This window comes from Micromonospora sp. NPDC006766, assembly GCF_040636055.1.
Taxonomy (GTDB): Bacteria; Actinomycetota; Actinomycetes; order Mycobacteriales; family Micromonosporaceae; genus Micromonospora.
The window spans coordinates 18,790-37,174 of sequence record NZ_JBEYIX010000035.1 but is presented as its reverse complement, the minus strand read 5'-3'; the positions used below and the strand labels follow the sequence as shown (position 1 = coordinate 37,174).

At 71.4% G+C, this 18,385-nt stretch carries 15 protein-coding genes; 4 read left to right on the top strand and 11 right to left on the bottom strand.

Annotated features, from left to right (window positions below):
* Window positions 1–293: 293 nt before the first annotated feature.
* The 3 genes from ABZ671_RS23590 to ABZ671_RS23580 all read right to left on the bottom strand — a co-directional run bounded on the left by ABZ671_RS23590 (window position 294) and on the right by ABZ671_RS23580 (window position 3,206).
* The gene (locus ABZ671_RS23590) at window positions 294–995 is read right to left on the bottom strand and encodes a GntR family transcriptional regulator (protein ID WP_357861827.1); all 702 of its coding nucleotides are present in this window, start codon (window positions 993–995) and stop codon (window positions 294–296) included.
* 283 nt (window positions 996–1,278) lie between these two features.
* Window positions 1,279–2,289, bottom strand: coding sequence for a proline racemase family protein (locus tag ABZ671_RS23585; protein WP_357861825.1), 1,011 nt, complete (start codon window positions 2,287–2,289; stop codon window positions 1,279–1,281).
* Window positions 2,290–2,309: 20 nt separating this feature from the next.
* The gene (locus ABZ671_RS23580) at window positions 2,310–3,206 is read right to left on the bottom strand and encodes a dihydrodipicolinate synthase family protein (RefSeq protein WP_357861823.1); all 897 of its coding nucleotides are present in this window, start codon (window positions 3,204–3,206) and stop codon (window positions 2,310–2,312) included.
* Between the two features lie 161 nt (window positions 3,207–3,367).
* Between ABZ671_RS23580 and ABZ671_RS23575 the strand changes: the two genes are divergently transcribed.
* The 3 genes from ABZ671_RS23575 to ABZ671_RS23565 are packed head-to-tail and all read left to right on the top strand — an operon-like array spanning window position 3,368 to window position 6,260.
* On the top strand, window positions 3,368–4,537 hold the full coding sequence (locus tag ABZ671_RS23575; RefSeq protein ID WP_357861821.1) for an FAD-dependent oxidoreductase: 1,170 nt from the start codon (window positions 3,368–3,370) through the stop codon (window positions 4,535–4,537).
* Window positions 4,534–4,791 carry a (2Fe-2S)-binding protein gene (locus tag ABZ671_RS23570; RefSeq protein WP_357861818.1) on the top strand — a complete coding sequence of 86 codons (258 nt, stop codon included), beginning with the start codon at window positions 4,534–4,536 and terminating at the stop codon, window positions 4,789–4,791. Before ABZ671_RS23575 ends, ABZ671_RS23570 begins: the two co-directional genes overlap by 4 nt.
* Window positions 4,788–6,260, top strand: coding sequence for an FAD-dependent oxidoreductase (locus ABZ671_RS23565; protein WP_357861816.1), 1,473 nt, complete (start codon window positions 4,788–4,790; stop codon window positions 6,258–6,260). Before ABZ671_RS23570 ends, ABZ671_RS23565 begins: the two co-directional genes overlap by 4 nt.
* Window positions 6,261–6,327: 67 nt before the next feature.
* Here ABZ671_RS23565 and ABZ671_RS23560 read toward each other — a convergent pair whose 3' ends face one another.
* The 3 genes from ABZ671_RS23560 to ABZ671_RS23550 all read right to left on the bottom strand — a co-directional run bounded on the left by ABZ671_RS23560 (window position 6,328) and on the right by ABZ671_RS23550 (window position 10,670).
* The gene (locus ABZ671_RS23560; RefSeq protein ID WP_357861814.1) at window positions 6,328–8,454 is read right to left on the bottom strand and encodes a Xaa-Pro dipeptidyl-peptidase; all 2,127 of its coding nucleotides are present in this window, start codon (window positions 8,452–8,454) and stop codon (window positions 6,328–6,330) included.
* A gap of 279 nt (window positions 8,455–8,733) precedes the next feature.
* Window positions 8,734–10,371, bottom strand: coding sequence for an amidase (locus ABZ671_RS23555; protein ID WP_357861812.1), 1,638 nt, complete (start codon window positions 10,369–10,371; stop codon window positions 8,734–8,736).
* Entirely contained in the window at window positions 10,368–10,670 is a 303-nt protein-coding gene (locus tag ABZ671_RS23550; protein ID WP_357861810.1) for a hypothetical protein, read from the bottom strand. Before ABZ671_RS23550 ends, ABZ671_RS23555 begins: the two co-directional genes overlap by 4 nt.
* A 285-nt stretch (window positions 10,671–10,955) precedes the next feature.
* Between ABZ671_RS23550 and ABZ671_RS23545 the strand changes: the two genes are divergently transcribed.
* The gene (locus ABZ671_RS23545) at window positions 10,956–11,828 is read left to right on the top strand and encodes an LLM class F420-dependent oxidoreductase (RefSeq protein ID WP_357861808.1); all 873 of its coding nucleotides are present in this window, start codon (window positions 10,956–10,958) and stop codon (window positions 11,826–11,828) included.
* Between the two features lie 24 nt (window positions 11,829–11,852).
* Here ABZ671_RS23545 and ABZ671_RS23540 read toward each other — a convergent pair whose 3' ends face one another.
* The 5 genes from ABZ671_RS23540 to ABZ671_RS23520 are packed head-to-tail and all read right to left on the bottom strand — an operon-like array spanning window position 11,853 to window position 18,384.
* The gene (locus tag ABZ671_RS23540; protein ID WP_357861806.1) at window positions 11,853–12,629 is read right to left on the bottom strand and encodes an FHA domain-containing protein; all 777 of its coding nucleotides are present in this window, start codon (window positions 12,627–12,629) and stop codon (window positions 11,853–11,855) included.
* Window position 12,630: 1 nt separating this feature from the next.
* Window positions 12,631–13,920 (bottom strand): VWA domain-containing protein, encoded by a 1,290-nt coding sequence (locus ABZ671_RS23535; RefSeq protein WP_357861803.1) that lies wholly within the window; start codon window positions 13,918–13,920, stop codon window positions 12,631–12,633.
* Entirely contained in the window at window positions 13,917–14,897 is a 981-nt protein-coding gene (locus ABZ671_RS23530) for a protein phosphatase 2C domain-containing protein (protein WP_357861801.1), read from the bottom strand. The genes ABZ671_RS23535 and ABZ671_RS23530 overlap by 4 nt, the downstream gene beginning before the upstream one ends.
* Window positions 14,894–17,185, bottom strand: coding sequence for a tetratricopeptide repeat protein (locus tag ABZ671_RS23525; protein ID WP_357861799.1), 2,292 nt, complete (start codon window positions 17,183–17,185; stop codon window positions 14,894–14,896). The genes ABZ671_RS23530 and ABZ671_RS23525 overlap by 4 nt, the downstream gene beginning before the upstream one ends.
* Complete coding sequence (locus ABZ671_RS23520) at window positions 17,182–18,384, bottom strand: hypothetical protein (protein ID WP_357861797.1); 1,203 nt, start codon at window positions 18,382–18,384, stop codon at window positions 17,182–17,184. Before ABZ671_RS23520 ends, ABZ671_RS23525 begins: the two co-directional genes overlap by 4 nt.
* Window position 18,385: the final 1 nt, after the last annotated feature.

Below are 18,385 nucleotides of genomic sequence, written 5' to 3'. Positions count from 1 at the left end.
ACGGTTGTGCGTGGTGTAGGGAAGCTGATCTAACCCGGCCGGCGATGGCCTTCGCCGCAGACATTGAGCTCCTCCACGATTTGTCGTTCACCCCGAGAGTCAGGGCGGCCGCACGGCCAGCTGGTTCCCGTGCGGCCAAGGACGCCGATGATCATCCCACGCCGATCCCCGTAACTCCACAGAATGGGCTGGCGGCCTCATCGGACCTTTGCGCAACATGGCGGGTCACCGTGGAATGCCACCTACCGGCGCGCGGCGCCGTCGAACGTCACAGTCGGGCGGGTGGGCCGCGTTCATTGGCGCGATCGGCCCTGCGCCGCTGGCGTGGCTCGGGGCCGCCGCCTGCTCGGGCGTTCCTCACGGCCGGCCCAGCTGCCGCGCACGTGGCCAATGTGCGCCTTGATCAGCCGTTCGAGGCCACGCCGGTCGTTCGCGGCGATGAGATCGAGCATCCGGAGGTGCTCCGCTGCCGAGGACACCAGCTCACCGTCGGCAGCGAGCCGGGTGAGGCCGTACAGCCTCGTCCGGGACCGCAACTCGCCGACGAGCGAGACCAGGTCCGCGTTACCCGCCAGCGCGAGCAGTTCCAGGTGGAACACGCGGTCCTGCTCGATGTACGCGATCAGATCCTTCTCCTGCGCCGCCTCGACGATCCGTTGCGCCATCGGCCGTAGTCGGGCCAGGTCATCGGCGGTCGCGACGCCCGCCGCCCGGACGGTCATCGGCACCTCGAGCAGCTGCCGGATCTCGGTGATGTTGTCCAGTTCCTCGTCGGTGGGCTCGGTGGCCCGGAAGCCCTTGTTGGGCACCGTCTCGACCAAGCCTTCTTTGACCAGATCCAGCATCGCCTCCCGCACCGGCGTGGGGGAAACACCGAACTGCGCGGCAAGGGTGGGCGCGGAGTAGATCTCCCCGGGGCGCATCTGACCGGCGACGAGAGCCGCGCGCAGGGCATGCGCGACCTGGCTACGCACGCTCCGCCGGGCCTCGAGCATCGGCAGATGCAACGATCGCGCCACTAGCGCACCCCCTCCGCTCGTAGGACAGTCGGACCGAATCCAACCGCTCGGCAACATCCGGATCGTCCCATGCTCATGCCCGGGGCGACCGCCGCGGTGACCGCGTGCAGGGCCCGGCGTACGGCCCGGCGTACGGCCCGGCCGAGGTCGGACTCGGTGGTCTCGGCCACGGTGGTGACCGGATCAGTGGGGTTCTGCGGAGATGCGGACTGGACGACAGACAACGTGGGCTCCAGGCGTGTCGCCACCGGCGGTCTGGTCAGAGCAGGAATCCGGCGGGAAACGGGTCGGTAGGGTCACGGAAGTACTGCGCGGTGCCGGTGATCCAGGCGCGGCCGGTGACCGCCGGTACCACCGCCGGCCGGTCGGCGACGGTGGTGGGTTCGAGCAACCGGCCGACGAACCGGCTGCCGATGATCGACTCGTTGACGAAGTCAGTGTTCAACGGCAGTTCACCTCGGGCGTGCAGTTGGGCCATCCGGGCTGACGTGCCGGTGCCGCACGGTGACCGGTCGAACCAGCCCGGGTGGATGGCCATCGCGTGCCGGGAGTGCCGGGCGTCCGACCCGGGTGCCGCGAGGTAGGCGTGATGACAGCCGACGATGCTCGGATTCTCCGGATGAACCGGGTTGAGCTGCTCGGTCACGGCGTCCATGATGGCCAGTCCGGCGTCCAGCATCCGCTGCCGGAGCCGGGCGTCCGCCGGCGTGAACGCGATACCGAGCTGGTCGAGCCCGATGATGGCGTAGAAGTTGCCGCCGAAGGCGACGTCGAGGGTGAGCGTACCGAGCCCGGGGACCTCGACCGTCGCGTCCAGCTCGTGCACGTACGCCGCGACGTTTCGCAAGGTGACCGACTCGGCGCGCCCGTCGCGGACCGCCACCTCGGCGACCACCAGGCCGGCGGGCGTGTCGAGCCGGATCCGGGTCACCGGCTCGGTGACCGGCACCATGCCGGTCTCCACCAGCACCGTGGCCACCCCGATGGTGCCGTGCCCGCACATCGGCAGACACCCGCTCACCTCGATGTACAGCACACCCCAGTCGGCGTCCGGTCGGGTGGGCGGTTGCAGGATGGCCCCACTCATCGCCGAGTGTCCACGGGGCTCGTACATCAGCAGCGTACGGATGTGGTCGAGATGGTCGAGGAAGTGTTGGCGGCGTTCGGCCATCGAACTGCCGGGGATGACCCCGACACCACCGGTGATCACCCGGGTCGGCATGCCTTCGGTGTGCGAGTCGATCGCGTGGAACACCCGGTTGGTACGCACGTGTGGCTACCGCCCTTCCGCTATCGGCATCCGGCCGCGATCGCCTTCTCGGTGGCCTCCTGGACGGCACGCCGCTGCTCGGCGGTGAGCGGCACCCGGGGCGGACGACAGTGGCCGCCGTACCGGCCGACGATGTCCATCGACAGCTTGATCGCCTGGACGAACTCCGTCTTCGAATCCCACCGCAGCAACGGATGCAGCGTGCGGTACAGCGGCCGAGCGGTGGCCAGATCGCCGCTGGTGGCGGCGTTGAACAGCTGCACGCTCGCGCGCGGCAGCGCGTTGCCGTAGCCCGCCACCCAGCCCCGCGCCCCGGCGAGGGCCACCTCCAGCGCGACGTCATCGGCGCCGATCAGCACGTCGAGGTCCGGGGCCAACTCGGCGATCTCGTAGGTGCGGCGGACGTCACCGGAGAACTCCTTGACGCCGACGATCAGACCTTCGCCGCTCAGCCGGGCGAGCAGGGCGGGCGTGAGGTTGACCTTGGTGTCGATCGGGTTGTTGTACGCCACCACGGGGATGCCGACCTTCGCGACCTCGCGGTAGTGCTCGACAACGGCCCGCTCGTCGGCGCGGTAGGCGTTCGGGGGCAGCAGCATGACGGCGGCGCAGCCGGTCTCAGCCGCGTCCTCGGCCCAGCGCCGCGCCTGCAACGCCCCGTAGGCAGCGATGCCGGGCATCACGGTGAAGCCGTCCGGAGCGGCGTCGACGGCCGTACGCACCACGGCGCTGCGCTCCTTGTCGGTCAGCGTCTGGTATTCACCCAGCGACCCGTTCGGGGTCACTCCGTCGCAGCCCTCGGCGGCCAACCAGCGGACGTGCTCCGCGAAACGATCGAGATCGACCGCCAACCGGTCATCGAACGGCAGCGCCGTGGCGACCAACACCCCGTGCCATGGTTTCAACCGCGCGTGCATCCGGTGCTCCTTGTCTCTGGTCGCATCCGTTCAGCCGAACCCGAACCCTCTGGAACCCGTCGCGTCGCTGCCGACAACACCCTGGCGAGGCGGCGTGTGCAATGTCACACTACAGCAGCGTAAGCGCAGGACTCCAGCCGCAACGCTGCCCCGAGGTGCACATGCCCGACACCCCAGACCTTGTCGTCATCGGAGCGGGAATCGTCGGCGCCGCCTGCGCCTACCACGCCACCCGAGCGGGCCTGTCGGTCACCGTCGTCGATAGAGGACCGATCGTCGGCGGAACGACCGGGGCCGGCGAAGGGAACATCCTGGTCTCCGACAAGGAGCTCGGCCCCGAACTCGATCTCGCGCTGTTGTCGAATCGGCAGTGGCGCGCCCTGGCCGACCTGCCGCTCGACGGCACGACGTTCGGCCGTACGGTGGAGCTCGAACCCAAGGGCGGCCTTGTCGTGGCAACCGGCCAGGCGCCTCTGGACGTCATGCGGCGGCTCGCCGGAAAGCAACAGGCGCGCGGCATCGAGGCGCTCGCCGTGCCGGCACACGACCTGAACGAGCACGAACCGCACCTGGCCGCCGACCTGGCCGGCGGTTACCTGTATCCGCAGGACATGCAGGTGCACCCGATGCTCGCCGCGGCGCACCTGCTGCGGCTCGCCCGGCAGCGCGGCGCGACCGTGCTGACGCACCAGCCGGTGACCGGCTACCTCCGCGACGGCGACCGGGTTGTGGGAGCCCGCACACCACACCGTGACATCGCCGCCGGGGCCGTGCTCAACGCCGCCGGACCCTGGGCCGGGGAGGTCGCCGCCCTCGCTGCCGTACACCTGCCCGTCGCGCCTCGCCGCGGATTCATCCTGGTCACCGAACCGCTCCCGCCGATCATCCGGCACAAGGTGTACCTCGCCGACTACATCGCCGACGTCGCCAGCGATTCCGCCGCGCTGCAGACCTCCGCCGTCGTCGAGGGCACCCGCGCCGGCACCGTGCTCATCGGAGCCAGCCGCGAGCGCGCGGGTTTCGACCACACGTTCTCGCTACCCGCGCTCCGCGCGCTCGCCCGCGGAGCCGTACGGCTGTTCCCCGGGCTCGAACGGGTCTCGACGATCCGCGCCTACCACGGTTTCCGCCCGTACTGCCCCGACCACCTCCCGGTGATCGGGCCGGACCCGCGCGCCCCTGGTCTCTTCCACGCCTGCGGTCACGAGGGTGCCGGCATCGGGTTGTCCATGGGCACCGGCCTGCTCATCGCCCAGGTGCTGGCCGGCGAACACCCCGACATCGACCTGCAACCGTTCCGGCCCGACCGATTCACGGAGTCCTCGACATGACAATCCCCGCCCTATTCGACATCACGCTCGACGGCGAACCGATCGCGTGCCGCGACGGCTGGACGATCGGTGCCGCCCTCACCGCGGCGGGTGTGGGGTCCTGGCGGACGACCCGGTATGGACAGCGCCCGCGGGGCCTTTTCTGCGGCATCGGCATCTGCTTCGACTGCCTGGTCACCGTCAACGGGCAACCCTCGGTGCGGGCCTGCCTGGCGCCCGCCCGGCCCGGCGACGACGTACGAACCGGCCGATGAGCGCCCGCAGCGTCGACGTCGCCGTTGTCGGAGCCGGGCCGGCCGGCCTCGCGGCGGCGCTGGCCGCGGCCGAGTCCGGCGCGAGCGTGGCCCTCGTCGATGCCGGGGTCCGCCCCGGTGGGCAGTACTGGCGGTTCCCGGCCCCCGGCGCCGGCCGCTTCACACCGGACACGCTGCACCATTCATGGCGCCTCTTCGTCGACACCAACGCCCGGCTGGACCACCTCGCCGGTCAGCAGAGAGTCCACCGCCTCGCCGAACACCACGTCTGGTCCGTCGAACGCGCCGACGGCGGGTGGGCGATCCACTGCCTGGTGGGCGCGGAGCCCCGGCAGCAGGCCGCACGGCCGCCGATCACCATCCAGGCCCGCCGCCTGATCCTCGCGACCGGCGCCTACGACCGGCAGCTGCCGTTCCCCGGCTGGGACCTGCCCGGCGTCATGACCGCCGGCGGGGCGCAGGCCCTGCTGAAGGGTCACCTGGTCGTCGCCGGGGAGACCGCCGTGGTCGCGGGCACCGGCCCCTTCCTGCTGCCGGTGGCCGTGGGCCTCGCCCGCCACGGCGCCCGGGTCCACGGCGTGATCGAGGCCAACACCCCGATCGGCTTCGCCCGGTCGCCCCGCGCGCTGCTCGGCGACCTGACCAAGGTGGGTGAGGCGTCAGCGTACGGGGCCCGGCTCGCCCTGCATCGGGTCGCGGTACGGCACCGACACATCGTCACGCGGGCGGTGGGGACCGACCGGTTGACCGGGGTGGTGGTCGCCCGACTCGGCCGGGACGGACGCCCCGAGACGCACACCGAACGGACGGTCGCCTGCGACCTGCTCGCCGTCGGGTGGGGCTTCACCCCACAGCTCGACCTGCCCCTGCAGGTCGGCTGCGCCACCCGGATGGACGTGGACTCGAGCCTGGTGGTGACAATCGACGACCACCAACAGACCACCGTCGACGGGGTCTGGGCCGCCGGCGAGTCCACCGGCATCGGCGGTGCCGACCTCGCGTCGGTCGAAGGCGAGATCGCGGGCCGCTCGGCAGCCGCCTCGCTCGGCGTCGCACCCGGACCGGCGGGACTCTCCCGGCTGCTACGACGGCGGGCCGCCCTGCGCCGCTTCGCCGCGGTGATGCACCGCGTCTATTCCGTACCACCCGGAGCGCTCGACAACCTACCCGACGACACCCTGGTGTGCCGCTGCGAGGAGGTGACCGCCGGGGCGATCCGCCACACCATCGACGACCTCGGCGCCAGCGACCCACGTACCGTCAAACTGCTGGCCCGCCTCGGCATGGGCTGGTGCCAGGGTCGGGTGTGCGGCTTCGCAACGGTCTGTCTGACCGCCCGCCACCTCCGGCGCCCCACGAGGGCGGAGGATCTGCGCGCCTTTGCGCAACGACCGATCGCCACGCCCACTCCCCTGGGCCAACTGGCGATGCCGCCGGCCGACGGCACCCCGGATGTCGCCGGCGGATAGCCCTCGTCACGGGTGGTGGGCCGGCGACTGCCGACCCAGTCCAACTCCCCTCTCTCGTGCCACTTCGTCACTTGCCGACGCGCGACCTGGCAGCCGCCGACACGATGGCCCCGCGCTGGTTTGACCGGATCACTCCCGCCCCGACGAGCTGGTCCACGACCTCGTTGACGTGCGTCACGAACTCGCCGTGGTTCGACCACCGCTCCCCGTCCAGGATGTGGTCGTTGATCGTGCAGTTGCCGGCCAGCGACTGGTTGGGCACGCCGCTGTCGACGCCGCCGATCACCACGGTCGCCCGGGTGTCGGTGGTCGCGCAGGTCGGCATCGCCAGCGGCCCGCCGACCACGGGCAGCCGCAGGGACGTCGCGGCCAGGTCGACGTTGAGCACGGTGCCCGGGGCGGGGTGCAGGGTGAACTCGTGGTCGGTGGAGAAGACCATCAGGCCGATCCGATAACCCGCCGGAATGACCTGGTCGTCCGGCTGCAGCGGCACGGTCACGTCGACGAACTTCCCGGGCACCAGCGGCTCGCTGTGGGTGAGCGAGTGGCGGTTCTGCGGGTCGGCCCAGCCACGGGTGATGATGCTCGTCGTGGTGCCCCGGGTGCTCGACTCGCACCCCGATCCGCCGGTCCACGGCAGCCGCACCAGGGCCACCGACAGGTTGGCCGCCGGCTTGCTAGCGCTCATCCGCAGCGTCACCGACGCCGTACCGGAGATGTGCACCGGCGCGGTGAGTTCCGGCGTCACGTAGAGCAGCCGCTGGTCGGACGTGGTGGTGGCCAGGGTGCCGGCGTTGCAGGCGGTGTTGCCGGCATCGACCAGTGACTCGACGCCCTTGCCGGGCCGCGCCAACGAGGTCAGCTCGCCGGTGGTGTTACCGCCGGGCTTCAGCACCATCGTGACGGGCGACGCGGCCGGGTTGGGGTAGTCCGCGTACGGGGTGAGCTGGCTGCCGCCGGTCTCGTTACGCACGATCCAGGCCCGCGCGTCGTTCTCGACACCGTTCTGGACGCCGTACAGGTAGCGGGTGAACCACCGGTTGCGCATGTCCAGCGGCGGGGCGCCCCCGTGCCCAGCCTGGTGGTAGTAGGCCTGCACCGGCGTGCCCTGCTTCTTCAACGCCTCAAGGATCCGCACGCTGTGCTCCGGCACCACGTTCCAGTCGTTGAACCCGTGTGCCATCAGGGTGGCGGCCTTGACGTTCTGGACGACGTTGAGATAGTCGCGGCTGGCCCAGAAGTCGTTGTAGTCGCCGGTCACCCGGTCCTGGAACCGGTTCAGCTCGCCGACCCGGACCTTCTCGATGCAGTACGCCCGACGGTCCGGGTAACCGCTGTTGATGTAGTCGAACAGGTAGTCGACGTCCTCGCCGGCATAGCCGCCGGGGTTCCGGACCAGGCCGTTGGAGCGGTAGTAGTGGTAGTACGAGGTGTTCGGCGCGATCGGGATGATCGCCTCAAGACCGTCGACGCCGGTGGTCGCGGCGGCGAGCGGCAGGGTGCCGTTGTACGACGTGCCGGTCATGCCGACCTTGCCGGTCGCCCAGCTGGTCGCCGACACCTCCTGATCCCCGTTGACGCTGGTGTAGCCCTTCGCTCGACCGTTCAGCCAGTCGATCACCGCCTTTGGCGCCAGCGACTCGTTGGACCCCCCGACCGTCGGGCAGCCCTGCGACAGCCCGGTACCCGGAGAGTCGGAGTGGACCACGGCGAAGCCGCGGGGCACCCAGGTGCTGACCTCGCTTGTGGACACCGAGGTCCGGTTCGGCTGGTGCGCGATCGCCGGCGGCGAGATCCGCGCCGGCGGCTGCTCGCCGAGTTCGTGTCGTACGTTCCAGAAGTACTGCGACTGGGTGGACGCCGTGCCGGCGTAGTACGGGCTGGTCTCGTAGACGACCGGCACCTTCAGGCCCTGCGCGGTCTGCCCCGGCCTGGTGACGTCCACGTGCATGCGATCGGGCTTGCCGTCGCCGTCGGAGTCGAACTCGGTCTCCACCCACAACTGCTGCCGGATCCAGCCGCTCGAGTTCGCGAACTCGGGGACGATCTGCGCCTGCCCGTCCACGAAAATCGGCCCGACGCCGTCGGGGCTGGCAGCAGCCGGTGTCGCGGTGCCCAGGGAAGCGGCCAACGCCGCCACACAGGACGCGGCCGTCAGGCCGGTGGCGCGTAAGCGCATCCATCGTCGCATCATTGCGAGTTCCTCTCCGTCGTCAGCTGGTGGCCCTCAGGCGGCGGTGTCGTTCGCGGTCATCGGTGCGGTACCGGACTCTGCCGAGCCGCGCAGGGAGGGTCGTCGGCAGGCGAGCGTCGCCTTCATTTACTGATGCCTTTCCGGCCACCCGACCGTAGTGGCCGCCTCGACGCGGAGGCACCAGACACCTGACGAAACTTCAATGGGGCTACGGCCATCCAACGTCGTAACCGCACCGCCCGGGCGCGGAGGCGGGAACATTCCCGCCTCCGCATTCGGTCACTCGGTCAGCTCGGCGACCTGCTCGGCCGTCAACCGGGGTGCCTCGGCAGCAGGTCCCAGCGTCCTGGCCGCAGCGGGCGGGTCGGCGGGCCGCCGCAGATGCCAATCCGTCGACGCCTGGTAGGCGGCCACCACCGACAACAGCCGGTCCTCGGCGTACGGCAGGCCGCCGAGGATGGTGCCGATCGGCACGCCGGCGGCGGTGGACCCGATCGGGAAGGCGATCTCCGGCAGACCCAGGATGTCGAAGGGCACCGGGTCGGTCTGCGCCACGACGTCGCACGCGTCGAACAGGTCGTTGAGCACCCGTTCCATCAGCAGCAGCTTGGCCCGCTGACCGGTGAGGAACTCGTTGCCGCCCAGCAACGCCCCCTGCAGCCAGCTGGTCAGCGTCACGCCGAAGCCACGCAGGTCGGTACGCAGGTACGGCATGAACGGCTCGCTGCGCTCGGCCAGCCGAATGTTGTTGAACGTGGTGCCGGTGAGCTGGCTCCACTCATCGGGCAGGGACACGTCCACCAGCGTGACGCCGGGGATCGCGGCAAGCTGGGCCAGGTACGCCTGGCGGGCCAGCGCGGTCGCCGAGGTGCCGTTGGTGAAGCCCGGCAGGACCCCGATCCTGGTGTTCCAGCGCAGCTTAACCCGGTTCTTCTGGTACACCGGGGTGGCCGCGTCGATGAGATCGGGCATGTCGGGCAGCCCCTGGCTGCGCGGATCCGCCGGGTCCTCCCCTGCCATCGCCGTCAGCATGATGGCGGCGTCCTTGGCATCCCGGGCCAGCGGGCCCGGGTGGTCGCGCGTGTAGGTGAGCGGGATGATGCCGGCCGCCGAGACGCGACCCATGGTCGGCTTGAGCCCGGTCAGGTTCTGGGCGTTCGACGGGGCGGTGATCGAGCCACCGGTCTGGGTGCCGATGCCGGAGGCTGCCATGCGGCCGGCCACCGCGGTAGCGGTCCCGGTGGAGGACCCGCCCGGGTCGGTGTTGCGGTTGGTCGGTGTCCAGGCGTTCACCGTGGTGATCACACCGGCCGGGGTGGTCGCCCGGGTGGTGGCCAACGGGCCCATCTGCGTCTTGCCCAGCACGACCGCGCCGCCGGCCTTGAGCCGGGCCACGGCGGTCGCGTCGTACGGCGGCACGAATTCCTTGAACAGGAAGGAGTTCGCGGTGGTGAGGACGCCCTCGGTGTAGTAGTTGTCCTTGACCACCACGGGAATGCCATGCAGCGCGCCGCGCCGGGGCCCACGGGCGGCATCGCGCGCCGCCGCCACGGCCGCGTCGGCGAGCACCAGGTTGAAGGCCTGATAAATGCCGTCGTACGCGGAAATGCGGGCCAGATACGCCTCGACCAACTGCTCCGGGGTGAGCTTGTTGGCGCGAATGAGCCAGGCCGCTTCGGCGATGGTCAGCTCGGTCGGATCGGCGACCGCCTCCGGCCGGGGCTTGACGTAGGCGTTCGGATGGTCCAACGCCCGGTTCTTGTTCCCCGCTGCGGGGCTCGCGAGCAGGGGGCCGCTCGCGACCGCCATCGTGGGCGCGGCGACGGCTGCGCCCGCGGCGGAGGCGACGGCCAGCGCGGCGGCGCGGGCCAGGAATGCCCGGCGATCGACCGAACGGTCCAGTGGTTCGACGCTCATGCCTTCCGCCATTCCGTGCTGTTCGCCGGGTACAGGATCGGAACGCGTTGCTGCGACAACGCCTTCTTCGCCTCGGGATCGGCGGCGCCGGCGGCGGGCAACTGGTACGCGGCCAGCGCCGTCACGGTGCCGCGCAGGAATGAGCGCAGCGAGGCGAGGACCGAGTCCCGTCCGGGCGCGCCCGTCAGCGGGTCGGCGGCGGTGCCGGGCGGAAGTTGGTCAAGGTCGATACCGAGAACGGCCAGCCGAGCCCGGATCATGACATTCAGATCAGCGTCGGTAGGCGGAGTGGGTGCCATGGGTGCTCCTCTCGCGGAGGCATGTCGCCGGGTTCCGTCAAAGTGAGCTGAACCTAGGTCGACCGCCGTGCCGCGCGAGGAGATCACTTATGGAAATTGAGGGATACTTGAGCCGGCTCCACGCGCGCCCCCGCGCTCGCTCACGACCAGAGCATCGACCCTCGACCGTGTGGTGGACGCGCTCAAGCTGGCCGCTCACTGGTTTCGCTTCGCAGCACGGGCAGAGCAAAGGCCGCCCAACCGGCATGATGAGTGAAAGCCGCCACGGTAAGGGAGGGACGGCCAATGAAGCTTGGCCTGCATTACTGGAACTTCACGACCCCCGCCGACCCACCGCAGATGGCCCCGGCCCTGGCGGAGACCGCCACGATCGCGGAGCAGGCCGGCGTGTCCGCGTTCACGGTCATGGACCACTACTTTCAGATGGAATTCACCACGTCGGCGGAGGAGCCGATGCTGGAGGCGTACACGACGCTTGGCTACGTGGCCGCGAAGACGGAACGGATGACGCTCGGTGTGCTCGTCACCGGGGTGATGTACCGCTATCCGGGCCTGCTCGCCAAGATCGTCACCACTCTCGACGTGCTCTCCGGCGGCCGGGCCCGGCTCGGCATCGGCGCGTCATGGTACGACCGCGAGCAGCGCGGCCTCGGCGTACCGGTCGTCCCGGTCGGTGAGCGCTTAGAACGGCTCGAGGAGGCGTTGCGGATCTGCCTGCAGATGTGGAGCGACGACAACGGCCGGTTCGACGGCAAGCACTACCAGTTGGCCGAGACGCTGAACGTGCCGGCACCGATCAGCCGACCGCACCCGCCGATCATGATCGGTGGCGGCGGCGAGCAGAAGACCCTGCGGCTCGTGGCCCGCTACGCCGATGCGTGCAACGTGTTCGGCAACAGCCCGGCCGAGGTCGCGCACAAGCTCGACGTGCTGCGGAAGCACTGCGCCGCCGAAGGGCGGGACTACGACAGCATCGAGAAAACCGTGATGGTCATGCGGTCGCCCCTGGCCGACGTCGACGCGTTCGTCGCCGAGGTGGCCGAGTACGCGGCGCTCGGCGTGACGGAGGTCCAGACGATGCCCGACCGGCACCCGGTCGAGTTCGCGCAGCAACTCGCCGAGCAGCGGATTCCGGCCCGGCTGGCCGAACTCGCCTGACTGCGGGCCGGCCAGCGGGTCACCCTACGGGGCGTGGATCGTCAGGGCAGTCCACGCTCCCAGGTAGATCGTGTCGCCGTCGTTGACCGGCACCGGCACGTTCGGGTCGATCGGGTTCGACGACGGGTCGTTGAGGTAGGTGCCGTTGGCCGACTCCAGGTCGACCACCGCCCACCCGTCCTCCTGGGCGACCAGGAGCGCGTGCACATGAGACACGCCGGGATCTTCGGGCGGCCCGGCCAGGTCGATGTCCGGATTGATGCCGCGCGACCGGCTGCGCCGCCCGATGACCATCTGCTGGCCGGTCAGCTCGAAGCGCCGCTCGGGCGCGAACTGCGGGAACGCCATCGCGCTGGCGTCTTCGCCGCCCATCGCCCTGACGACCTCGAAGTACGCCGAGTCCGGATGCACGGTGACGGTCCACCGTGGCGGCGTCGACCCGGACGGCGCCGGTTCGGAAGGCGCCGGTTCGGAAGGCGCGGTCTCGGACGGCGTCGGCTCGGTGGTGGACGGTGTCGAGGCGGCGGAGGATGCCCTGGCCGGGTCCGCCACAGGCGGCGAGAGGAGGAAGTCGTATCCGTCTTCCTCACAGAAGCGCCCGGTCTGGGTCGTACCGCACACGGGGCACACCCTCGCGTCGGGTGCGGCGGCCGACGGTGCCACCGCGGCCGGGGTGGCGGGCAGCGGCGGGGGCACGGCGGACGCCGCCGCCGGTGACGCGGTGCCGTCGCCCATCCGGGCGCCGCAGACGTCGCAGTAGTCCAGGGTGCCGGACTCGTGTCCCTTGGGGCAGCTGGCCATGTCAGCCCTCCTGCTTCTTCTTCACCCGTACCGTCTTGACGGACCGCACGTTGGTGAGCTCCGCGTCGACGCCGGCGACCTGCTTCTTGAGTCGCACGGTGCCGGTGGGCGCGTCGACCACGTCCACCACGCGGGCGAGCAGCTTCGCGGTGCCTTCGTGGCCGGACGCCGCGGCGAGTTGAACGGCCCGGCCGAGCTTCGCGGTGGCGGTCTCCACATCGCCGGCGTCGCGCGCCTTGAGTCCTTCCTGGATCACCGCGGCCAGCTCGGCCTGGCCGGTGTAGTGCGCGACCTGCGGGTTGATCTTCGTGGAGAGCGCGGTGTCGTCGGTCCACCGGGCCAGAACCAGCTTCTCGGTGAGCAGTTGCCCGCCGCTGACGAGGCTGACCCGCGCGGCGAGCATCTCCTCGCCGACCGCGTCCGGCTCGACCTCGATCGAGACGTGGTAGTCGCGGCTCTCCGCGCCCCACGCGCCGGTCGGATAGTCGCCGATCCGGCCGCTCACCTCCGCGCGCCGGCCGGTGAGGTCCTCCACCTGTGGGTACACCTGCTTGACGAACCGGATGGTGGCACCGGCCGGGGTCCACACCCGCAGCGACACGTCGGCGACCGTCTTGCCCATCGCGGCTGCCGTCATGGCCTGGAAGGCGGCCGGCAGTTCGGCCGGGTCTTCCAGGCCGTCGGCGGTGCCGAGCAGGGTGGAGGCGATCAGGCGCAGCTCGCGGGCCACCCAGTCGTTGCCGACGCCGCGGCTGTCGCAGACGAACCGGCCCTCGCAGGCGCTGAGCACGCGCTGGAAGTCCTGCGGGCTTTCGTGCTGGTTCTGCCCGTCGGTGAGCAGGATCGCGTGTTTCACCTCGGCCTGCTGGCTGGCGAAGAGGTGGTTCGCGAGGTCGAGCCAGCGGCCCATGGCCGTACCCCCGTCAGCGCGCAGTCGCGCCACGGCGGCCTTCGCCTCAGCCTTGGTCTGCGCGGACGCTGGGACCATCCGGGCGTCCGGCGGATAGACCATGTACGCCGAGGTTGTGCCGGCGACGACGGCGAACGCGACCCCGTCCCGGATGGTGTCGATGGCGATGGCCGTGGCCTTCTTCGCCTCGGCGATCTTCTGGGCCGGCATTCCCATCGATCCGGAGACGTCGACCATGATGACCTCCGCCGCGCTGGGCGCGATGCCCGCCTCGCGTAGGTCCCCGCCCTGCGCGGTCACGGTGACGATGGCGTCGACGACGCGCCCACCCTCGGGCAGGTATTCGTTCTGGTCGACCTCGGCGGAGAACTGTGCGGTCATGAAGGTGTGCCTCCTGAGGCTGCAGAGGAGAGTACGGCGACGGTGACGTTGTCGTGACCTCCGCCGTCCAGCGCGATGGCCGTGAGACGCCGCGCCACGTCGATCAGTTGGCCGGACGATGCCGCCGCCAGGGCGCCCGGGTCGGACAGATAGTCGTGCAGCCCGTCGGAGCAGAGCAGCAGTCGTCCGGGGCCGGCGGGGCGCAGCGAGACAACCTGTGCGTCCCTGTCGTCCGCGTCGGCACCGAGCCAGCGGATGAGCGCCTTGGATGCGGGGTCGGCGTCGAGGCCCGGCGGGAGCGGACGGCCGGCGGCGAGTTGGCCGGCCACCGAGTCGTCGACGGTGAGGCAGGCGGGGTCCGGTCCCAGCCAGTACGCCCGGCTGTCGCCGATCCAGCCGACGGTTACCACGTCTGCGGTGACGATGCCGGAGACGTAGGTGCAGCTCGGCGGTGAGTCTCCGGGATCCGGCCCGGCCGTGGCGCGGGCCGCCGCCGCGGCTGCCCGCGCGCCGTCGAGGGTGGCCCGGGTGGGCTCGGTGCCGCCGGCGAGCGCCGCCAGAAGGGCCGCGAGGCCGGCCTCGGCGGCGGCGTACGCGGCGGTGTCGGGGTGGGTGGAGGTGGACACCCCGTCGCAGACGACGGCGGCGGTGACGTCGCCGGTCCGGCCGATTGCGATCGCGTCCTCGTTGCGGCGGTGACGTCGGCCACGGTCGGTCACGCCGGCGACGGTGGTCAGGTCCAGGTCGGCGTGATCCCGCCCGACCGGCCTTCTCCGTCCGCAGTGGTCACAGTAGCCTTCGTCGCCTGCGTAGGCCGTGCCGCAGCTGGGGCAGGTCGGGTCGGCGGCCCGCGACGACAGCCGCGTGGTGGCCACCGGCTGGGGTGCGGGCTCGCCGGTGATCAGGTTGCGACCGCACACCTCGCAGAACCGGTGGTCCGGCTCGCTCGGTGGGCCGTGGTCCGGGCAGCCGATCATACGAAGGTCCGGGGTCGGACGGTGTTGGCCCGGTCGACGAGCGCGATCCGGGTGTCAGTGTCGCGGGCCAGCTGCGCCATCGCCCGGTACGCCTTTTCCAGCCCGAAGCGCAGCCCCCGCTCGGTCAGTTCGTGGCCGAGCACCCGGGCCTCGGGCGGCGGGCGGTGCCCGGATGCTCGGGTCGCGGTGAGCCAGGCAAGGGCCGCCTCCAGTACCTCGACGGCGAGCCGGGCGCGGCGCTCGACGTCGAGGGTGAGCCGTTCCAGCCGCACGGATGCCTGCCGCAGCTCGTCGGATTCGATCGGGTGGTCCGCGGTGGCGTGCAGACTGGCGCGCACGGCGGCGACCTGGGCGGCGACGTGCAGGCTGGAGCTGTCCGCCACCTGGTCGAGCACGGTCAGCGCGCCCGACCGGTCGCCGGCGGCCAGCCGGATCCGGGCCAGTCCGAAGGCGGCGCTGAGGTAGCCGTGGTCGACCCGCCACACCCGGTGGTAGAGCCGCTCGGCGGCGGTCGGGTCGCCGGTGCACTCCATCGCGGCGGCCAGCGCCAGCCGGGCAGCCGGCTCACCCGGCAGCTCGTGGTAGACCGCGTCGAAGGCGACTCGCGCCGCTCCCGCGTCGTTCGCGGCCAGCGCGGCGAGGCCCCGGTACCAGTCGATCCGCCAGTCGAACGGGTCGGCCGCCGCCAACTCGTCGAGGCCGGCGTGCGCGCCGGCCAGGTCGCCCTGCTCGATGCGCGCCCGGACCAGCCGCAACGCCACCTCGACACTCTGCATCGGGGCGGACGTCAGCTGCCGGACGACCTCGTTCGGGTCGGTGACGCTCAGCGTGGCCAGGAAGCCGGCCCCGGGATCGAGGACGTCGACCTGCGGCAGCGGCAGTGCGGCGGCGACGCTCGCCGGCCGGAGGTCGGCGACCACCGTGTCGCCGATCTCGCCGGCGCCGGTGCCGAACGCCCGCCGCTCGGCGGTGAACCGGTGGGACAGGGTCGGTCGGGGCACGCCGTCGGCGGTCGACAGCACCTCGCGGAGCACGCCGAGCAGCTGCTCGCTCAGCTCGGCCGCGGACTGGAAGCGCCGGGCCGGTTCCGGGTGCGTGGCCCGGCACAGCAGTCGGTAGTACGACTCCTCCTCGGCCAGCAGCGGCACCTCCGAGCGGTCGGGCAGCCGGTCGGCGTACGTGCTGGAGAACCCGCGGAACTCGAAGCTGAGCACGGCGAGCGTCCGCCCGACGGTGTAGAGGTCGGAGGTGACCGACGGGCCGACGCTGGCCACCTCGGGCGCCTGATAACCAGGGGTGCCGTAGATGGCGCTGACCTCGTCGTCGGCCCGTCGGACGCCGCCGAGGTCGATGAGCTTGAGCTGTTCCTCGGCGTGGATGACGTTGTCCGGCTTGAAGTCGCAGAAGATCAGGCCGCGATCGTGCAGGTAGCCCAGCGCGGGAAGAATCTCGATCCCGTACGCGATCACCTCCGGTAGCGGCAGCACCCGCGTGCCCTCGGCGCGGCGGGCCACCAGAATGTCCCGCAGCGACTGGCCGCCGACGTACTCCATGACGATGTAGCCGACCAGCTCGCCCGTTTTCGGGTCCGGGTGCTGCACGAAATCGTGGATCTTGACGATGTTGGGGTGGTCGATCTCGACCAGGAACCGCCGCTCGGTCACCGCTGACGCCATGGCGTCGGGGTCACCGGTGTTGATCAGCCCTTTCAGGACCACCCAGCGGTCGCTGACCGAGTCGCTCACGTTGCGGTCCCGGGCGAGGTAGATCCAACCCAGCCCGCCGTACGCGAGCGCGCCGAGCAGCTCGTACCGGTCGTTGACGAGGTCGCCGGCGCGCAGTCGCGGGAGGAACGAGAACGGGTGGCCGCAGTGGGGGCAGAAGCCCTCGGCCCGACCCGGTTTGCCGTCCCGCCCGCGCCCCACCTCGGCCTCGCACTGCGTACAGAAGCGCCGCGACTCGGCCACCTTCGGGTCGCTCATGACCGCCGTGGCCGGATCCCGCAGCGGTACCCGCGGGACGTCGATCAGCCCGGCGCCGAGTCCACCGCGCGCCGAGGGCCGGCTACGCCCGGACCTGGTGCGTACCGAGCCGGCGCTGGCCGTGGCGACGGAGGGCAGGCCGGCTGCGGCGGTCGCCACGCTGACACCCGGGGCTGCGGCGCCGGCGCGCGAAGCCGGGGCTACGGCGTTCGGGGCTGCGGCGCCGGCGGGCGCTCGGCGTCCACACTCGTCGCAGTAGCCCTCGGCGCCGTAGGAGCCGGGGCAACCGGACCGGACACACCTCATTGGTGCCCCCTCTCCGTAAGCTCGTTGAGATATCGCTGGTAGGCGACCACCGCGCGGGTGGCCGCCGGCAGGTCGCAGGGGCTGGTAATGAGCAGGTCCTGCGCGGTCCGGTGCAGGTGGGCGAGCGCGGCGTGCTCGGCCAGACCGAATCGTCCCGCTCGCGCGCGATAGGCGTCGAGCCGGCCGCGTAGCTCGGCCCGGCGGTCGAGCAGCCCTTGAGCTGCCTCGCGCAACTGCATCGCGTGCTCCCGCGCCTGCGCCACGGATCGCTCGACGGTGCTCAGCTCGTCGGTGAGCCGGGGCCAACGCTGTTCGCGGTGCAGTTGGTCGAGCTGGGCCAGGTGCGCCCGCAGCGCCGGGACCGTGTCGGGCGCCGGCGGCAGGCCGGGGTTGGCGATCTTCGCGGTGGCGACGGCGTACGCCCGGGCGGTCTCGGCCTCCGCCTCGGCCACCTCGTCCACGGCTGTCCGCAGCCGCTGCACCCGGTCCGGGTAGGCGTCGCGCAGCTGGCGCAGGTCAGCCAGCCGGGCGGCGAAAGCGTCGATCTCGGCGGCCAGCGCCGGTGGTGGTCCGACCGTTTCCAGCAGGTCGCGCATCGCGTCGAAGGTCGCCTCGGCCAGCCGTGCGTCAAGACGCTCCACGTCCGCACCGGTGGCGGCGTAGCCCAGCGCCTCGGCGGCCGTCCGGGCCCGGCCCAGCGCCCTGGTCAGCGGCTCGAACCGGCTGGCGACCTGCGCGTACGCCGACTGGACGCCGTCGAGGGTCCCGGTGACCTCGGCGGCAGCCCGCTCCAGCTCCTGCCCCAGACTTATCGCGGTCACCCAGTTCGGCGGCGGCCCGGCCAGCGGGTCGTCGACCACCATGCCGTCGGGTGCGAGCGGCAGCACGGGACCGCGCAGCAGCGTGGTCAGCTCGGACAGTTCGTCGTCGCCGGGCTTCGACCGTGCGCCGCGTACCGCCCGCACCCGGTCCAGCACAGACCCCAGCGCGGCGAACTGCGACCACAGGACATCAAGCCGCGAAAGGGTCTCGGTGGCGACCCGGCGGGTCTTACCGCGCAGGTCGTCGCCGCGCAGCACGACGAGGCCCGGATGGGCGTCCAGCGCGTACATGGCGGCGGAGATCCGGTCGTGCGCGGCGACGAGCCCGACGATGGCGGCGTCGACCTGGTTGCGGCCCATCGGTGTCGGTGTTGCCACG